Raw genomic sequence first — 17387 nt, 5'->3', positions numbered from 1 at the left:
CCGATGAGGGTACTAGCTTTTTTGGTCTTTATTTTCTGAGTAGCCTCTTTTTGACCAAAATGTTGCCAGCCAAGAGCCAGATAAATTATGCCATACGCTAAAAATGGCACTGGGAACGGCGGCAAGTGGAGAAAAATGTGCGGTTGCAAGGGCTGCGCCAAGTCCAGAATTTTGCATCCCTACTTCTATTGAAATTGCTCGTTGAGAAGGAATGTCCATTTTACACCATTTTGCAATGAGGTAACCCAATAATAGACCAAGAGCATTATGTAAAACAACAACGGCAAAAATAAGCAGTCCAGATTGCAGAATCTGTTCTTTATTTGCGCTGACAACAGCTGCAATGATGGCGACAATGCCAGTAACAGATACAAGTGGAAGTGCTTGTACAGCATACGTCACTTGTTTTTTAAAAAACAATTTGACGATGACACCTAAAATAATCGGAATTAAGACAACTTGGACAATCGACAAAAACAAAGCACCCGGTGATACAGATAACCAAGATTTTGCAAAAATATAAATAAAAACAGGGGTCAAAATGGGAGCAAGTAGTGTCGAGATCGTTGTCACGGCAAGGGATAAGGCCGTATTTCCTTTCGCCAAAAAGGTCATTACATTGGATGCAGTCCCGCCTGGACAGCAGCCGACGAGAATGACACCAACAGCGATTTCAGAAGGCAAATGTAACCCATAGGCCAATAAAAATGCTATGAGTGGCATCAGTGTATACTGCGCTAAAACCCCGATCAATACATAAAGAGGCTTTCTAAAAAGCTCTTTAAAATCTTCAGAAGACAGCGTCAGCCCCATGCCAAACATAATAATGCCCAGTAAAAAAGGGATATAAGGTCCAATCAAAGAAAATGCCGCAGGAAAAGTAAAACCTAGACAAGCAAAGACAATGACCCATATAGCGAATGTTCTTCCTGCAAAGTGACTAATGTGTAAAAGGGTGTTCATACTATCTTTCAACTCTCTTTCTTTTCATATCTTTTCTATTTTAAATGAATTTTCTGAAAAAACAACCTATGATTTTGTAATGGGTGTTCATAATATTATTATGTTAACTAATAAAACCCACATAGTAAATGAACTATGTGGAGTATGCGATCAAAAAGGTGTCCATTTCACTTGTTGAGCCTGTTTTAGTCTTGCTTCTGGCTCACGCCAGTCAACGACATTCCACCACCGGTCTACATATTGCGCCTTTTCATTTCGATATTGGAGGTAATAGGCATGCTCCCACACATCAAGAGCAAGAAGGGGGATGATGTCCCATTGTGAGAGGAACTGATGGCGTTCTGCTTGTAAAATGTCTAAACGCTGAGATCGAGGGGACCATACAAGAATCGCCCATCCGACACCTTCTACTTGTTTGGCAGCAGCTGAAAAATGTGACTTGAACGCCTCATAGCTGCCAAATGATTGATCAATGAGACGAAGCATTTGACCAGTAGGTTTTCTTTTCCCTGAAGGACTCATGGAAAACCAAAAGATACAATGTAAATAATGTCCTGCCCCATGAAAGGCAAGCTCACGTTCCCAATGCTTGATCATGGTAAAGTCGTTGGTTCTTCTTGCTTTTTTTAGCGCAAGTTCAGCTTGATTTAGACCATCAACATAAGTTTGATGATGCTTTTGATGGTGCAAGTACATAATTTCTTTTGAAATATAAGGTTCGAGCGCGTCATACCGATAAGGCAGTGGTGGTAACTGATGATTTCCAGCTGCTACATCGCGCACTTCTTCGTGTGGATGCTGCATGTCTTCTGCAATCCTTTCGGCTAGTTCGTACCATTCTTGTTCACTGGAATCATCATCCTCCATTTTGAGTCGTAAATGTTCCACTTTTCGATGGATATTATCATCTTGCCACACATGTTGAATCGTGCTAAGCCACTCTTTGAGCTGTGAGCGATATTCTTCTTTATTCATGTATACGCCTCATTTCCTCTAAAAATGTAGAACAAGCCATCATCGGAAACACAAATGGGTAGCTATGATAGGTGATGTAAAATTGTTTTGGCAGTCCAATGCCGACCGGATAGTACATGGCTTCTTCAGTATGGTGATGGTTCACTAAAAAGTAGACAGCTTTCAAAATGGCTGCGTTATTTGCTTTCTCATATTGGAGGAGCGCCTCTGTCGCCCATGCGGTTTGAACCACTGTGCCAAAGGAAAGCGGGACATAGGTTTTCAGTTCTGCACTTTTACACGATTCTCCGAAACTGCCATCTTCAAGCTGAATCTGCTTTAGGAAACGGCACGCTTTTTGCACAGCAGGGTGTGAGGAGGGAATGCCGGCCGCTTTCAGTCCTGTTAACGCTGCCCAAGTTCCATAAATATAACAAACACCCCATCTGCCAAACCATGATCCGTTTTTCTCCTGGTGGTCAATGAGCCATTTTACACATCGATCTTTTTGCCTGAGAATCGTGGGTGAAGCAGTCTCTTTTTCTTCTAAACCAATCAAATGGAGCACACGACCAGTAATATCAGGAGTTGACGGATCAATCGCCGCATCCTCCGCAGATTCAAGCGGAAGGTGACGAAGTAGAAAGTGATCTTGATTTTTTTCAAAAGCAGAAAAGCCGCCATCACGGTTTTGCATGGAGAGAAGCCAGTCATATCCTCGTTTCCACTGAAGTGGAGCGTATTCTTTTGGGATCGCTTTTAACACAATTTGCGTGTCATCACAATCAGGATTATTCGTATTGATATGTGAGAAACCAAAGCCCCCGGGAGTAGCAAGACGGTTATGAACTGCCCAATCCGCTTTCTTCATTTGCTGGCGGTCCAGCAAATAGGTGAAGGAATTCATGATCATGGGATCTTCTCGTTTTCTTCCTGCTCTTTGAGAAGCGTAACTGACAAGCGCTGTATCCCACACAGTCGAGGTGGAATTCTCAGCATATATCTTGCCTTGACAGGAGGTGACGAGCTTTTTCATACCCCTGACTGCTTTTTGGATGAGATGATGTCCAGGGGAGTACCCAAGGCTCATGAGGGCATAGACCATAAAGATGGTTGCACTTAAGTAACTGTACAGCGTCCCATCTTTTTCAAGACGGTCAAACATGTATCGCTTTGCCGCTTCATATCCGAAAAAGTCGAGCCGGCTGTCGAGGGCTGTATATGACCGCATATACATGAGGAAGTCATCAGTCGAACGTTCTTCTCTTGCCATAAACCAGTCAAATGGATTTTTAGACATGTTTTCATCAAGATGGGCTAATGATGGAAACGCAGCATGAGAGGTATACCGTTTGTTCAGTGCGATCATCATGGGTACAAAATGAATCCTTGCATAGGCACTAAGGTGGTAGAAGTGTAGCGGAAAAGACGTAGGGATGAGTAAAAAGGAAAGAGGTGCATAGAAGTAGGGCCAAGGGTGCATGCCATTTACGGCAAGCATCCACTTTGTCATAAAATGAACGTTCTTTAGGCCACCTTTTGAGCGAATATATTGTGCTGCTTTTTCCATATGGGGCTCGTCTTTTTGAAATCTGCCAGATGCGAGCATTCCGCAATAACCTTGTACTGTAGCTGTGAGATGTCCTGACTGGTCATGATACAAAGAAAAGGAACCATCTTCATTTTGTTTGGCATGTATTGCTTCGGCCAATTGATGGATCAATTGCTGATCGGGGTCACCAACGGCTTTTAACAGCATAATGAAAAAAGCATTTGTCATCATAGGTCCTTCAAAGCAGAAAATAAATGCGCCATCTTCTCTTTGTCTGCGTTCTACCTGCATGTGCAGTTCATCGATATATTCGTTGACTCTCGTTTTAAAATCTTGCATTCGGCCATGCTCCTTTCCTTTATCACTATATTCAGGAGTCGGCCTGTCACATGACAGCTCAAAAAAAGCCGATGACATCGTCACCGGCTTTCTTAAATGATTAATCTTGCAGATTAATCCACACGCTTTTGACTTCTGTATAGTTGTTTAGGGCATATGATCCCATTTCTCTGCCAAGGCCTGACTGTTTATATCCGCCAAACGGGGAGGCGGCATCAAAGACATTATAGCAGTTGACCCAAATGGTCCCTGCTTCTAGGCGTGCAGCGATATCGTGAGCATGCTTTAAGTTTTCTGTCCAAAGTCCTGCCGCTAACCCATAGTCAGATTGATTGGCCCGTTCGACCACTTCATCAATGGAATCGTAAGGAATTGCAGATAGAACTGGACCGAAGATCTCTTCTTTTGCGATTGTCATTTCATCTTCTACATCTCTAAAGACAGTAGGGGAGACGAAATAGCCTGCTTCATAAGGGCAGTCACCACCGACTACGGCTGTTGCACCTTCTGACTTCCCTTTTTCGATATAACCTAACACACGTTCATGCTGCTCTTTACTCACTAGAGGCCCAATCTGGGTATCATGATGAAGACCAGCTCCTTGTTTTAATGATGTCGCATATTTAGCCATTTGATCGACGACTTCATCATATTGGCTCCGGTGCACAAAGACCCTTGATCCTGCACAGCACACTTGACCTTGGTTAAACATCACGCCGTTTAATGCACCTGGAATGGCTTTCTTTAAATCGGCATCTGGTAAAATAATATTCGGCGATTTTCCGCCAAGCTCTAAAGTAACACGCTTGATGGATTTGGCTGCTTTCTCCATGATCAATTTCCCAACACTTGTTGATCCAGTGAAAGCCAGCTTATTGACATCAGGGTGATCGGTTAATGCTTCACCGGCTGTTTCACCAAATCCAGGAACGATGTTAATCACGCCTTCTGGGAATCCGGCTTTATCCACTAATTCAGCTAAATATAAAGCAGATAGCGGTGTTTGTTCAGCTGGCTTTAAAACGATGGTGCAGCCTGTTGCCAGTGCAGCACCCATTTTCCACATGGCCATGAGGAGCGGGAAGTTCCAAGGAATGATTTGTCCCACAACGCCAACAGGCTCATGGCGAGTATAATTAAAATATCCCTGGCTGACAGGAAGGGTTTGTCCAGTCATTTTCGTGGTCCACCCTGCATAATAGCGCATGTGCTCAATGGCAAGAGGGATATCCGCATTGGTTGTTTCATTAATTGGTTTTCCATTGTCAAGTGTTTCCAGCTGGGCCAGTTCTTCTTGGTGTTCTTCCATTAAATCTGCCAGCTTAAACATCAAGCGGGCACGTTCGGCTGCAGACATAGAACGCCAAGGTCCATGGAACGCCTTTTTAGCAGCTTTTACTGCCTCATCAATGTCGGCTGCACCTGCTTCATATACATCAATAAGGGTTTCTCCTGTGGCAGGGTTAGGTGTAGAGAATGTTTTGTTATCATGACTTGTGACAAACTGACCGTTAATGTAGAGTTTTTTCGTCCCTTGGAGAAAAGATTCGAGTTTTGAACTGATTTGAAGTGTTGTAGAGCTCATAAATAAACAAACCTCCTTAAAGATATGGGTTGTTCTGCGAGTTCTAGGTGGAAAAAGTGGACATGAAGCATTTTGTATACGCACACATATGTAAACGTATACATTTATCATATTACACGACATCTTTGAAAGCAATCGATAACACTCATTGCATTTCACGAAAAATTGGCTACAATAAATGTATAGATGAAAAAAGGAGTTTTTAAATCATGATCCATCAAAACTGGCAAACGGCTGAAACGATAAAACAAGTAAAATGTGTACATACAAATGCGAAAAAATATATGGTTGACCGGGCATTAACGGTTGGGCACACATATGATGTGAAAAATGAAACTGAGGAATTTCTCTTTGTCGTTGATAATACGGGTAAAGTAGGCGGGTACTACAAAGAGTATTTCGAAGACAATTCTGCTGAATGATTTTGATGGTCATCACTCATACTAAGAAAAACAGTAAAGGGTGATGATGATGAAAAAGCAGCAGCAAGAAGAGCAGAAACATCAAAATGCTTGGCATGACAATGAAGATGCTGATATGGCGATTACACTTGAGCAAATTTCTGATGTGTATGCCGAAGGAACGATTGATACCCCGAAAGATGAATAGTCATTTAAAACAGTGGTTTTACATAATCACTGTTCAGATTGTTGACAAAGGGCTAAAATGAACTTTATTTTAGCCCTTTGTCTTCTTTTCAGCGTGATAGAAAACCTTTGCAGTCTAGGAAGGACAGCTACTTTTGCGGAGCGAATTTGCCATTCGTGAGCACCAGAGCGCAGGACTGACAAAGAATGCGAGGGTTTGTCTACACGCTGAACAGTGATTTTACATAATCACTGTTTTTTTATGGTCTCATAACGAATGATTTCTTGAAAAAAAATGAAACTTTTTTCCTGCTTTAACAGTCTAAATAAGTAGAGGAAAGAGCATCGGATCAAAAAGAAAAAGTTAAATGAAATTTAATCTATTCGTAATGGAATAACGACGATTTATAGCGTATTCTATAAGTGAGAATAAAACGTACCCACAGAGCCGTGTGGCCGTTTTGTCATAAAGGAATTTGATGCAGGAAGAGGGGGTTTACGTGGGTATTTTTTCTGTCAGTAAACAAAATGATCATAAAAAATTCGAATCCTTATTAATTGAAGGAGAAAGAATTGAGGCTGTTTACAGACTGCGTCACGACCAAATTTGTTTCACTAATAAACGACTGATCTTTGGCGATAACCGCGTATTTTCTAAAAAGAAAGTCAGGGTCTCCTTGCCGTATCGATCAATTGAAAGTTTTGCCATTCAAGAAGCTGGCGTGTTTGATCAGGACACTGGTATGCTGCTTGTTACAAGCTCAAAAGTATTTGAACTCGATTTTTCTAAAGATACAGATTTGAGTGACGTGCAGGCCATTTTAACAAAACATCTTTGCTGATCAACGATGCGATTACATAGATCACATGCACTTTTCTCATTCTTTGTTCTTATTTTTATCTATCGCATATCCCTTAAGCTTTTCCCATTACAGTGGGAAAGGCTTTTTTCTATTCGTGTGTTTGAATCACATCAAAAAAGGATAAAGATGAAACAGATACAGAAAGGAGAATGAACAATGAAAGTATTGGTTGCTGGAGCAAACGGACATACAGGGAGACTTGTCATTCGATATTTAAAAGAAAAAGGACATGAGCCACTTGCTCTCATTCGAGATGAAAAACAAGCAGATGCGCTAAAAGAACTTGGTGCAGCGCCTGTCATCGGTGATCTTGAAAAGGATGTGACAGATGCTGTGAAGCAAGCAGAAGCTGTCATCTTTGCAGCTGGTTCAGGCTCAAAAACAGGTGCAGATAAAACCATCGCTGTTGATCAAGAGGGGGCAAAACGCCTCGTTGATACAGCCAAAAAAGAAAATATTCAGCATTTTGTGATGCTGAGTTCTTATAATGCCGACGATCCTCATCAAGGAAAAGGACAAGGCAGTATGGAAATTTATTATGAAGCGAAAAGAAAAGCCGATGAACATTTAAAACAGTCTGGTCTTTCTTACACCATTGTGCGGCCAGGAGCACTGCTGCATGAGGAAAAGACAGGGAAAATAGAAGCGGCGGCTCATGTTCCAGACGATCGTGACATTGAGATTTCAAGAGAAGATGTAGCCACTGTCTTAGTGGAAAGCTTAACGGAATCCAATGTGAAAAATAAAGCCTTTGACTTAATCAAAGGTGATACACCAGTAGAAGAAGCACTTCGCAATCTTTAAATGAAGAAAGCTGCTGCCAAAGGCGGCGGCTTTTTTGATGTTTTCATTTCGCATGGAGCGGGAAGGTAAAGAGAAAGGAGTGATTGACCGTGAGCTTAACGAAAGAGCAAAAAACTGATTTATATGAAAGACTTATTCAATTAAAAGAAGATGTGAAAGGATCAAAAAAGAAAGAAGAATCCATGCTGGTCGAATCGAATGAGATTTCAAATGGTGTTGGAAACCATATCGCAGATCACGGAAGCATCTATTTAGATCGCATGACCGAACAGACGCTGGATCAAGTCGACGATCAGCTCGAAGGTGAAATTGATGCGGCGTTTAAGCGGATGGAAGACGGAACATATGGAATTTGTGAAAAAACAGGAAAAGACATTCCATATGAACGTTTGAAAGCAGTACCCTATACTCGTTATTCAATTGATGCAAAGAAAAATGAAGAAACCAATCAAGATCCAAATGAATTTGACCGTTCGTTCTCTGAGCAAATGCGTGATTTAACAAATAGAGAAACAATGGATCAATTACATTCAGATACGTATGAAAGGCTAGAAGAAGAGCAAGATGTTGATGTAGATGAGGAAAAATAACATGATGAGAGGAATTTATGTTTTCTCAACATAATGTTTTTCCCCGTCTACATGGACAAATATCTTGTATACATGAGTATTTTTTTAGAAAAAACATATCTTGAAATTTAATAAACTTTCGTGTAGTATAGTTTAAAGGCTGCGATGCGCGTAATGTTAATTAAGTTTTAACCTTTAAGCTGTAATAGGGAGTTTTATATTGAAGCCGGAATGTCACGCCTCCTTCGAGAGGAAGACAGGAACGTTTCTGCAAACACCCACTTTGAGGAGTGGTGGTTTAAAACTTTCTTACTTAGATTACGGCATCCGCAGCTTTTCCTAGGATGATTCAAGCCATTTTCCATTTTTGGAAAATGGCTTTTTATTTTGGACAAAATACGATTTTGAACAGACCGAATGTGCATGTACAAATGTATGTTAAAATAGACAAAACAAACGACGGAGAGGGAATTGGATGTTACAACAAGCAGAAGCACTTCTTAAACAATATTATGGCTTTGATGCTTTTAGACAAGGACAAAAACAAGCCATTGAATCGATTGTGAATAAACGGAAGGATACGGTCTGCATTATGCCGACAGGCGGAGGGAAATCGGTTTGCTACCAGATTCCTGCTCTTATGATGGAAGGAACGACAATCGTTGTATCTCCGCTTATTTCTTTAATGAAAGATCAGGTTGATGCGTTAAATGAGATGGGAATACGATCGTCCTTTTTAAATAGTACACTTTCAGCAGGTGAAATGAATACAAGGCTGAAAAAATGTGAACAGGGGGAGTATGATTTGCTTTATATCACCCCTGAACGCTTACAAAATGAACGTTTTTTTCAGCTGCTTGATCGATTGACGATTTCTTTAATGGCTATTGATGAAGCGCACTGTATATCTGAGTGGGGACATGATTTTAGACCGAGCTATCGCTTTATACAAGAATGTGTAAACAAGCTTTCAAAAAGGCCTGTTATTGTAGCATTAACAGCCACTGCTACAAAGAAGGTCCAACAGGATATATGTGAGCAACTTGGCATGGACGAAGAAGAAACAATCTTTACTGGTTTTGCTAGAGAAAATTTGTCTTTTCAAGTGGTGAAAGGGCAAAACAGCGACCAATTCATCACACAATATATGAAGAAAAACAGTCTTGAGTCAGGCATTATTTATACAGCCACACGAAAAGAAGCAGATCAAATTTATCATCGTCTAAAAAAGCAAAAAATCAAAGCGGGTGTTTATCACGGAGGATTAGATGATGAAGTCAGAGAAGAACAGCAAAATCTTTTTTTAAATGATGATATTCAAGTAATGGTAGCTACATCTGCATTTGGTATGGGGATTAATAAGTCTAATGTACGTTTTGTCATTCATCATCAAATTCCAAGAGATATTGAAAGTTACTACCAAGAAGCAGGACGTGCCGGGAGAGACGGGCTTGAAAGTGAATGCATTTTGCTGTTTTCACCGCAAGGCGTACGCGTGCAGCGCTTTCTCATTGAACAATCAACAGAAGATGAATTGCGGTATCAGCATGAATTGCTCAAGCTGAGACAAATGGTAGACTACTGTCATACGGAACAGTGCCTTCAGCAATTTGTGATGGATTACTTTGACCAATCATCAAGTGCCCCTTGTCAAAAATGTAGCAACTGTCTAGACGAGAGAGAGCGTGAAGACGTCACGAGAGAAGCACAAATGGTTTTGTCGTGTACCGTTAGAATGAACGAACGATTTGGAAAAATGATGATAGCTCAAGTATTAGCCGGCTCTAAAAACAAAAAAGTGCTTGATTTTGGTTTCGACCGGCTACCTACTTATGCTTTAATGAAACAGCATTCAGCCCAACATATCAGTGATTTCATTGAATTTTTAATTACAGAAGAGTATTTACACATGTCTGAAGGAGCTTTTCCAACACTAAAAGTGACACAAAAAGGAAAGAAAGTGCTAGTGGGGCAGGAGACCGTCTATAAAAAGCAGGCGATAAAGGCAGAGGCTATTCAAGAAAATGATGCATTATTTGAGCAGTTAAGAATGGTCAGAATGAAGTTGGCAAGAGAGCAGGGCGTTCCGCCATTTGTTGTCTTTTCTGATCAAACATTGAAAGAAATGTCAGCAGTAGAGCCTAAAACAGAAGAAGAACTTTTAAATATTAAGGGTGTCGGTGCACAAAAAAGAGAGAAATATGGAGATGTTTTTTTAGAAGAAATTCGTTTATTTATAGAAAAAGAGAAAAAATAAAGAGTTTGAAGAAGGAAAATAAATTTTTTTCGTTTCACTTGGACGCGTTTTCATCATGATGATTTCCATCCCTACAAAACCTTGATATGGTGCGGAATTGAGCCATTTAGTGGGCTGATTTACCAATGGAGAGAGATGTTTCATGTAAAGGAACTGTAATCTAAAACATATCGTTTTGTTATTGAAATGACATTTACATATGTTACGATAGCACTCGTTAGCCGCCATAAAAAGCTAACAAGGGAGGATTTACTTTATGAAGAAGACTATTATGTCCTTGGTTGCTGTTGCAGCAATCTCAACAACAGCATTAGGAGCACAGCAAGCTTCTGCAAAGGAAATCACTGTACAGAAAGGTGATACACTTTGGGGAATCTCTCAAAAAAATGATGTGTCTCTAAAGGACCTAAAGGGTTGGAACAATTTATCTACAGACATGATCTATGTAGGAGATAAATTGACAATCTCTTCAAAAGAGAAAACTCAGGAGCAGTACAAAGTCCAGAAGGGGGACAGCCTCTGGAAAATCGCTCAAAAATTCAATGTGTCAATTAGCGATATTAAGTCTTGGAATAACTTAAACTCAGATATAATTATGATTGGTTCAACATTAAGTGTTGCTGGTCAAAGCTCAGCTCCGGTAAGCTCAGAACCTGTTCAAAAACAGGCACCTGTCCAAAAAGAGCAAACAACGAAAAAAGCTGCTCCTAAAAAGGAAACAGCTAAAGCAGAATCATCTTCTGCTAGTCAAAGTGTTCAAAAAGAAATGACTGTAACGGCTACGGCTTATACAGCAAATGATGGTGGCATCTCAGGTATCACTGCAACAGGGGTAAACTTAAACAAAAACCCAAATGCAAAAGTAATCGCAGTAGATCCTAATGTCATTCCATTAGGAAGTAAGGTTTATGTTGAAGGCTACGGTGAAGCCATCGCAGCAGATACTGGCGGCGCAATTAAAGGTAACAAAATTGATGTACACGTACCAAGCAAATCCCAAGCTAAAAATTGGGGCGTAAAATCAGTCAAAGTGAAAGTACTTAACTAGTAGTCTATTGTTTTTGGAAGAAAGCATCAGGTGGCGGCCTGATGCTTTTATTATACCTTTTTTTGGCCGGAAATACACATATTTTTCTGAAAAATTCGCATTTTCGACAAAAACCAGCGTATAAGCCCATCTCAACGCTGGTTTTTGTGTCGTTAGCTGTCCACCCAATAAATTTCTCCGCTTTGCTCTTTCCAATTAATTTGGACATCAAAATGGTGTTTTTCATAAAAATGAATCAGGCGGTCCACATGGTTCCAATCTCTTTTGACGAGATCCCCAGTAATGACTGGAATGTTTTGCTCTCTTGCGATTTCTTTTAAATGCTTCATACAGATGGATCCATAGCCATTATCAGGCGGGCCTTTAATATCGGCAATGTGAATCTTTCCTTCTTCAGGATATTCCGCGATCAAGGAAAAATCAGATTGTCCGCGAAAAGCTTTTTCACAATCGCTTAACATGATTTTGCACGTATCTGCATTCTCAATTGCAGAGACGATCATCCATTCATCTTCCTTCGCTTGATCAATGCCAATAATCTTTGCTTTTTTTGAAATATCTTTTATATTTTCTTGCATTCGATACATTTGGAACTGCAACTGCTGTAATTCTTGCTCTAATGTCTTCACATCTTTTGTTGTTTCCTGTAAGATTGACAAGTCTATTGCTCCTTTCATAGAAGAGTTGATAAAAACCACACAAATTCCCATTCTAAAGGAAGTGAGTGGATCTTTCAAGCCGCTAGAAGGCAGGCAATCGGCAAGTTTGTCTAAAATTCGACGAAGACAGCGAATTCATTGACTTTAGAGAGAAAGTTAAATAACATACTCTTAGTCGGAACTAATAAAGAGAGGTTTTCAAACATGAACGAACAGAATCAAAAACCGAAAAATTTCACCGGCATTGTTGTCTTTTTAACAATTGCCATAAACGGCTTAATTGCTTTATTATTTTTCATGCCAAAAACAGATAAATTTAGTCATCTGGATATTACATTTCTGCCGTTACTGAATGCCGTGATGAACAGTTTTACGTTTATCTTTTTACTTTCAGCGCTCATTATGATTAAACAAAAGAACATTAAAGCCCATAGACGATTTATCTTTGCGGCTTTTTCAACAACACTTGTCTTTTTAATTTCGTATGTGACGTATCATTCAATGGCAGCTGATACACACTTCGGGGGAGAAGGAATCATTCGTCCGATTTACTTCTTTATTCTCATCACACATATCGTCTTATCTGCCGTCATTGTACCGCTTGCACTGATCACTCTCTTTAGAGGCGCACAAATGCAAGTCGAACGTCATCGTAAAATTGCCAGATGGACCATGCCTCTTTGGCTCTATGTCAGTCTAACAGGTGTCATCGTATATATTATGATTTCTCCATACTACAGCTAACGTATGTCCATCTGGACATACGTTCTTTTATTTACAAGATGAAGTGCTTTGGATAAAATGGGAATTGGGTATCCGACTTGCACGGTATCTTCCCACCTATAGAATCACATCATGTCTGGCCGTTTGCTCGTTTGGAGAACACAATTGAACGAAACGGGGGTTATATGATGACTGAACAATTGCAGTACAAACCGGGGCTTGAAGACATTGTGGCAAGCGAAACGTCAATTTCGTTCCTAGATGTCCAGCAAGAAGAAATTGTGATTCGCGGTTATGACCTCATCGAGCTGGCACAAAACAAGACGTACTTAGAAACAGCCTATTTGCTCATTTATGGAAGATTACCAGATGCAATGGAATATCACCAATTTCAGCAAGATATTTCCTCACAAACAAGCTTACATCCAACCATTCAAACCATTTTGACAAAACTGCCAAAAACCACTCACCCAATGGATGCCATGAGAACGTGTTTATCTGCTCTTGCAGGGTACGATGAACAACTGAATGATCGATCAGAAGCATGCCAACAAGCGCGTGCTGTTCGATTACTTGGCCAGCTACCAGCGATTGTTGCGGGAAGCTATCATATTCTCACACAAGACACCACACCTACTCCAGACCAGACCAAATCCTACACTGAAAACTTTCTAGCGATGTTAACAGGCCGCACTCCGGCACAAGACGAAATCAAAGCATTTGACCAAACACTCACGCTTTATAGTGAGCATGAGCTGCCGAATTCAACATTTGCAGCAAGAGTCATTGCATCTACTCATTCTGACATGTATGGTGCTTTTACTGGAGCGATTTCTTCATTAAAAGGTGACTTACACGGAGGCGCAAACGAAGCAGTCATGCACATGCTGCTCGAAGGCAAAACAACAGAAGGTTTCCTTTCGCTCATCGAACGTAAATTAGCCGCAAAAGAAAAAATGATGGGCTTTGGACACCGGGTATACATGAGAAAAATGGACCCAAGAGCGGCACTTTTAAAACGATCGTTGAAAACGCTTACCGAATCAAAAGGAGACACGACGCTTTATGACATGTGCGTCGCAGGCGAGGCATACATGAAAGAAAAGAAAAACCTCTATCCAAACCTTGATTATTACGCAGCACCTATTTATTACGTGCTCGGTATTCCTATTTCACTTTATACACCGATTTTTTTTGCTGCGAGAGCAAGCGGATTAGCAGCGCATGTCATCGAGCAGCATTCACACAATCGGATTTTTAGACCGAGAGTAAGGTATTTAGGACCAAGAGGATTAAAAGTCTCAAATGATGATGGAAAAACGGGGGAATGAATATGAATAAAACAGCAGTAGCCAATCAAACAGATCAACTATTAGAAGATATCGCAGCTTATGCCGTGGATGGAGAAATTACGAGCAAAGAGGCCATTGAAACAGCTCGGTATGTACTCATGGATACACTCGGCTGCGGAATGCTGGCGCTCAACTTTCCAGAATGCACGAAGCATCTTGGACCCATCGTACCTGGAACTGTTGTCCCTAACGGAGCAAGAGTGCCCGGCACTTCATTTGTATTAGATCCTGTTCAAGCGGCTTTTGATATTGGCTGTATGATTCGCTGGTTAGATTATAATGACACGTGGCTTGCACAGGAGTGGGGGCATCCCTCAGATAACCTGGGCGGGATATTGGCTGTAAGCGATTATATCAGCAGAACGAGGCTTGCAAACGGAGAAGAACCGCTTTCGATGAATGACGTACTGCATGCGATTGTAAAGGCACATGAAATACAAGGTGTGCTTGCTTTAGAAAATTGTTTGAATCGAAATGGCTTGGATCATGTTCTTTTTGTCAAGGTGGCATCAAGTGCAGTCGTTTGTGCAATGCTTGGCGGAACGAAAGAAGATGTGCAGCATGTATTATCACAAGCATTTGTGGACAATTCACCGCTTAGAACGTACCGCCACGCCCCAAACACAGGATCGAGGAAATCATGGGCAGCAGGGGATGCAACAAGCCGTGCAGTGAGACTAGCGATGATGACATTGAAAGGAGAAATGGGCTATCAAACGCCCCTCAGTGCAGAAAAGTGGGGGTTTGAAGATGTGTTAATGAAAGGAAAACCACTCACACTTGCCCAGCCGCTTGGGTCATATGTGATCGAAAATGTACTCTTTAAAATTGCTTATCCAGCAGAATTTCATGCGCAAACTGCCGCTGAGGCCGCTGTCATTCTACATGACGCGGTAAAAGACCGTTTAGATGAGATTGACAGGATAGAGATTACGACACATGAATCAGCCATTCGAATTATTGATAAAAAAGGACCGCTTTACAACCCGGCAGACCGTGACCATTGCTTGCAGTATATTACAGCCATTGGGTTAATCTATGGTGAGCTGACCGCTGATCATTATGAAGAAGAAACGGCGCAGAATCCGCTCATTGACCGTTTGCGTGATCAAATGATCGTGAAAGAAGATAAAAGGTATACAGAAGACTATTTAGATCCGAAAAAGAGATCAATTGCAAACTGTGTTCAAATCTTCTTTAAAGACGGAACGATGACAGATCGAATCGAAATTGAATATCCGCTTGGTCATCGCAGAAGAAGGCAGGAAGGGATCCCGCTGCTTGAAAAGAAATGGGTATATCATTTGAAAACGAGATTTCCACAAAAACAAGTCGATCAAATTGTTTCACTTTGTCAAAATCCCAATCAATTAAAAACAACGACAGTACCAGCATTTATGGACTTATTTGTCATATAAGGGGGAGCTAGTGTGTGGATCGTGAATGATGAAGTAAGTCAAGCTGACTTAGCCGCAGCTTTTAAAGAGCAAATGCACAAATCCGCTTTATTTCAAATTCCAGGCGTTCACGATGGAATGTCTGCGCTCTATGCGAGGAAAATGGGATTTCAAGGGCTTTATTTATCGGGTGCCGCTTTTTGCGCAAGCAAAGGGCTTCCTGACCTTGGTATGATTCATTCCACTGAAATGGCGGAAAAGGCAAAGGAAATCATTCGAGCTTCTCAGCTGCCTCTTTTGGTTGATATGGATACTGGCTATGGCGGTGTATTAAATGCAGCCAGAGCAGCAAAAGAGATGGTTGAGAGCAAGGTAGCGGCTGTTCAAATTGAAGATCAGCAAATGCCGAAGAAATGCGGACATTTAAACGGAAAATTACTTGTTTCTGTAGAAGAAATGATGGCGAAAATCAAAGCGATCAAACAAGCGGCACCTACACTTCTTGTCATCGCAAGAACGGATGCGAAGTCAGTAAACGGGGTGGAGGATGTGATTCACCGGGCTAATCTCTATCTAGAAGCAGGAGCAGATGCCATTTTCCCCGAGGCGCTGATTACAGCAGAAGATTTCACGTATGCTTCAAACAATATAAAAGGGCCGCTTCTTGCAAACATGACGGAGTTTGGAAAAACACCTTATTATCATGCAGACGAATTTTCTATGTTTGGCTTTCAAATGGTGATTTATCCAGTGTCATCCTTGAGAGTTGCTGCAAAAGCATATGAGCGTTTATTTACAGAGATTAAGGAAAAAGGGACGCAGCAGGGAATGCTGGAGGACATGCAAACGAGAAAAGAACTATATGAAACGATTCATTATGATGAATATGAAGAAATGGATCAGCATTTAGCCAAAACGATCCTGCCGGAAATCGGGAAAGAGCATTCATAAAATGAAAAGCACTTCCGTTTAGGAAGTGCTTTTTTTTTACGATGATGGTGTGGATGATGAAGCCAATTTCATCTTTTCTTCAACTGTTTTCGTTTTTTCTTTTACTTTTTCAGCATAAGTGAAATCACCGTAGCAATACGGATAGCGGAAGTTATCTTTGTCGCCCCCGCATGTATAGACTTCAGGGTTTCGCTTCACTTGCTTTTTGGAGTATTGCTTTGCCAATTTTTCGGAATGTTTTCCCCCGTTTTTTGCAACAAAATCAATATAGCCGATTCCCATGTTATAGCTTTGAATAATGGTTTCCAAATCAACGCCTTTTTTCTTCCCATGCTTGTACATGGTTGAAAAATGATGGACTCCTTGTTTAATGCTTTTCTGAGGGTCATTGATTTCATTTCGTTTCAAACCAAGAGATTCAGAGGACTGCATTGGATCTCCGCCTCTGCCTTTTGATTCTTGATACATCATACCGAGAATTAACGCGGTATATTGATCTAAATCTTGATCTCTTAACTCTGTTTCTACAAGCGGTTTGTAATCATCCAATCTCGACAAAACAATTGATTCCGTATCAATCGGCAGCTTTTTTAACTCCTTTTGATTAAAGGAAATGACAATGGCCGCTAATACGCAAACAAACAGAAAAATCGTGAAACAGCCTGAAATGGCAAAACATCCTGTTTTTTTCTTTTTCAAGGTCAGTTCACCCCTGTTTTGCCCCGCTTTTAAAAGGGAAGTACAGCCTTTATATTATGCCATATCCTGCACAGGATACCAAGTG

Annotated in this window: 17 protein-coding genes and 1 other RNA gene; 12 read left to right on the top strand and 6 right to left on the bottom strand. The window is 40.9% G+C overall.

Annotation, left to right across the window (positions count from 1 at the left end; translation table 11 throughout):
- Nucleotides 1-12: 12 nt before the first annotated feature.
- From ID12_RS14285 to ID12_RS14270, 4 genes are all read right to left on the bottom strand, one after another.
- Nucleotides 13-963, bottom strand: a complete 951-nt coding sequence (locus ID12_RS14285; protein ID WP_035391745.1) for a bile acid:sodium symporter family protein — start codon at nt 961-963, stop codon at nt 13-15.
- Between the two features lie 150 nt (nt 964-1113).
- Nucleotides 1114-1938 carry a superoxide dismutase gene (locus ID12_RS14280; RefSeq protein ID WP_007500719.1) on the bottom strand — a complete coding sequence of 275 codons (825 nt, stop codon included), beginning with the start codon at nt 1936-1938 and terminating at the stop codon, nt 1114-1116.
- Nucleotides 1931-3808: a terpene cyclase/mutase family protein gene (locus tag ID12_RS14275; RefSeq protein ID WP_050827301.1), complete on the bottom strand. Its 1878-nt coding sequence runs from the start codon at nt 3806-3808 to the stop codon at nt 1931-1933. The genes ID12_RS14280 and ID12_RS14275 overlap by 8 nt, the downstream gene beginning before the upstream one ends.
- Nucleotides 3809-3908: 100 nt before the next feature.
- Nucleotides 3909-5393: an aldehyde dehydrogenase family protein gene (locus ID12_RS14270; RefSeq protein ID WP_017359492.1), complete on the bottom strand. Its 1485-nt coding sequence runs from the start codon at nt 5391-5393 to the stop codon at nt 3909-3911.
- A 209-nt stretch (nt 5394-5602) separates the two neighbouring features.
- Between ID12_RS14270 and ID12_RS14265 the strand changes: the two genes are divergently transcribed.
- The 8 genes from ID12_RS14265 to ID12_RS14240 all read left to right on the top strand — a co-directional run bounded on the left by ID12_RS14265 (nt 5603) and on the right by ID12_RS14240 (nt 11521).
- On the top strand, nt 5603-5815 hold the full coding sequence (locus tag ID12_RS14265) for a DUF6501 family protein (RefSeq protein ID WP_008346502.1): 213 nt from the start codon (nt 5603-5605) through the stop codon (nt 5813-5815).
- A gap of 49 nt (nt 5816-5864) precedes the next feature.
- The gene (locus ID12_RS19060) at nt 5865-6002 is read left to right on the top strand and encodes a YozQ family protein (RefSeq protein WP_017359491.1); all 138 of its coding nucleotides are present in this window, start codon (nt 5865-5867) and stop codon (nt 6000-6002) included.
- Nucleotides 6003-6480: 478 nt separating this feature from the next.
- Complete coding sequence (locus ID12_RS14260) at nt 6481-6822, top strand: PH domain-containing protein (RefSeq protein WP_008346505.1); 342 nt, start codon at nt 6481-6483, stop codon at nt 6820-6822.
- Nucleotides 6823-6999: 177 nt separating this feature from the next.
- Entirely contained in the window at nt 7000-7647 is a 648-nt protein-coding gene (locus tag ID12_RS14255) for an SDR family oxidoreductase (RefSeq protein WP_017359490.1), read from the top strand.
- Between the two features lie 89 nt (nt 7648-7736).
- Entirely contained in the window at nt 7737-8237 is a 501-nt protein-coding gene (locus ID12_RS14250) for a TraR/DksA family transcriptional regulator (protein WP_017359489.1), read from the top strand.
- 133 nt (nt 8238-8370) lie between these two features.
- Nucleotides 8371-8556: non-coding RNA, 6S RNA (ssrS, locus tag ID12_RS19055), on the top strand.
- Nucleotides 8557-8691: 135 nt separating this feature from the next.
- Nucleotides 8692-10473: a DNA helicase RecQ gene (recQ, locus tag ID12_RS14245; RefSeq protein ID WP_035391753.1), complete on the top strand. Its 1782-nt coding sequence runs from the start codon at nt 8692-8694 to the stop codon at nt 10471-10473.
- A 256-nt stretch (nt 10474-10729) separates the two neighbouring features.
- The gene (locus ID12_RS14240) at nt 10730-11521 is read left to right on the top strand and encodes a LysM peptidoglycan-binding and 3D domain-containing protein (RefSeq protein ID WP_007500712.1); all 792 of its coding nucleotides are present in this window, start codon (nt 10730-10732) and stop codon (nt 11519-11521) included.
- A 152-nt stretch (nt 11522-11673) separates the two neighbouring features.
- Here the strand turns inward: ID12_RS14240 and ID12_RS14235 are convergent, their stop codons facing one another.
- Complete coding sequence (locus tag ID12_RS14235; RefSeq protein ID WP_008346514.1) at nt 11674-12180, bottom strand: GNAT family protein; 507 nt, start codon at nt 12178-12180, stop codon at nt 11674-11676.
- A gap of 204 nt (nt 12181-12384) precedes the next feature.
- Here ID12_RS14235 and ID12_RS14230 point away from each other — a divergent pair, with 204 nt between their 5' ends.
- From ID12_RS14230 to prpB, 4 genes are all read left to right on the top strand, one after another.
- A complete protein-coding gene (locus ID12_RS14230) occupies nt 12385-12924 on the top strand; it encodes a DUF420 domain-containing protein (protein WP_008346516.1) in 540 nt (179 codons plus the stop codon).
- A 167-nt stretch (nt 12925-13091) separates the two neighbouring features.
- Nucleotides 13092-14234 carry a citrate synthase gene (mmgD, locus tag ID12_RS14225; RefSeq protein ID WP_035391756.1) on the top strand — a complete coding sequence of 381 codons (1143 nt, stop codon included), beginning with the start codon at nt 13092-13094 and terminating at the stop codon, nt 14232-14234.
- 2 nt (nt 14235-14236) lie between these two features.
- Complete coding sequence (locus tag ID12_RS14220) at nt 14237-15673, top strand: bifunctional 2-methylcitrate dehydratase/aconitate hydratase (protein WP_025207494.1); 1437 nt, start codon at nt 14237-14239, stop codon at nt 15671-15673.
- Nucleotides 15674-15685: 12 nt separating this feature from the next.
- Nucleotides 15686-16603: a methylisocitrate lyase gene (gene prpB / locus ID12_RS14215; protein WP_035391757.1), complete on the top strand. Its 918-nt coding sequence runs from the start codon at nt 15686-15688 to the stop codon at nt 16601-16603.
- A 36-nt stretch (nt 16604-16639) separates the two neighbouring features.
- On the opposite strand, the gene ID12_RS14210 is transcribed toward prpB, so the two are convergent.
- Nucleotides 16640-17302 (bottom strand): lysozyme family protein, encoded by a 663-nt coding sequence (locus ID12_RS14210; RefSeq protein WP_017359484.1) that lies wholly within the window; start codon nt 17300-17302, stop codon nt 16640-16642.
- Nucleotides 17303-17387: the final 85 nt, after the last annotated feature.

This window comes from Bacillus altitudinis, assembly GCF_001191605.1.
Lineage (GTDB): Bacteria > Bacillota > Bacilli > Bacillales > Bacillaceae > Bacillus > Bacillus altitudinis.
Note: the sequence above shows the minus strand (reverse complement) of the source record. Positions and strands in the feature narration are given on the sequence as shown.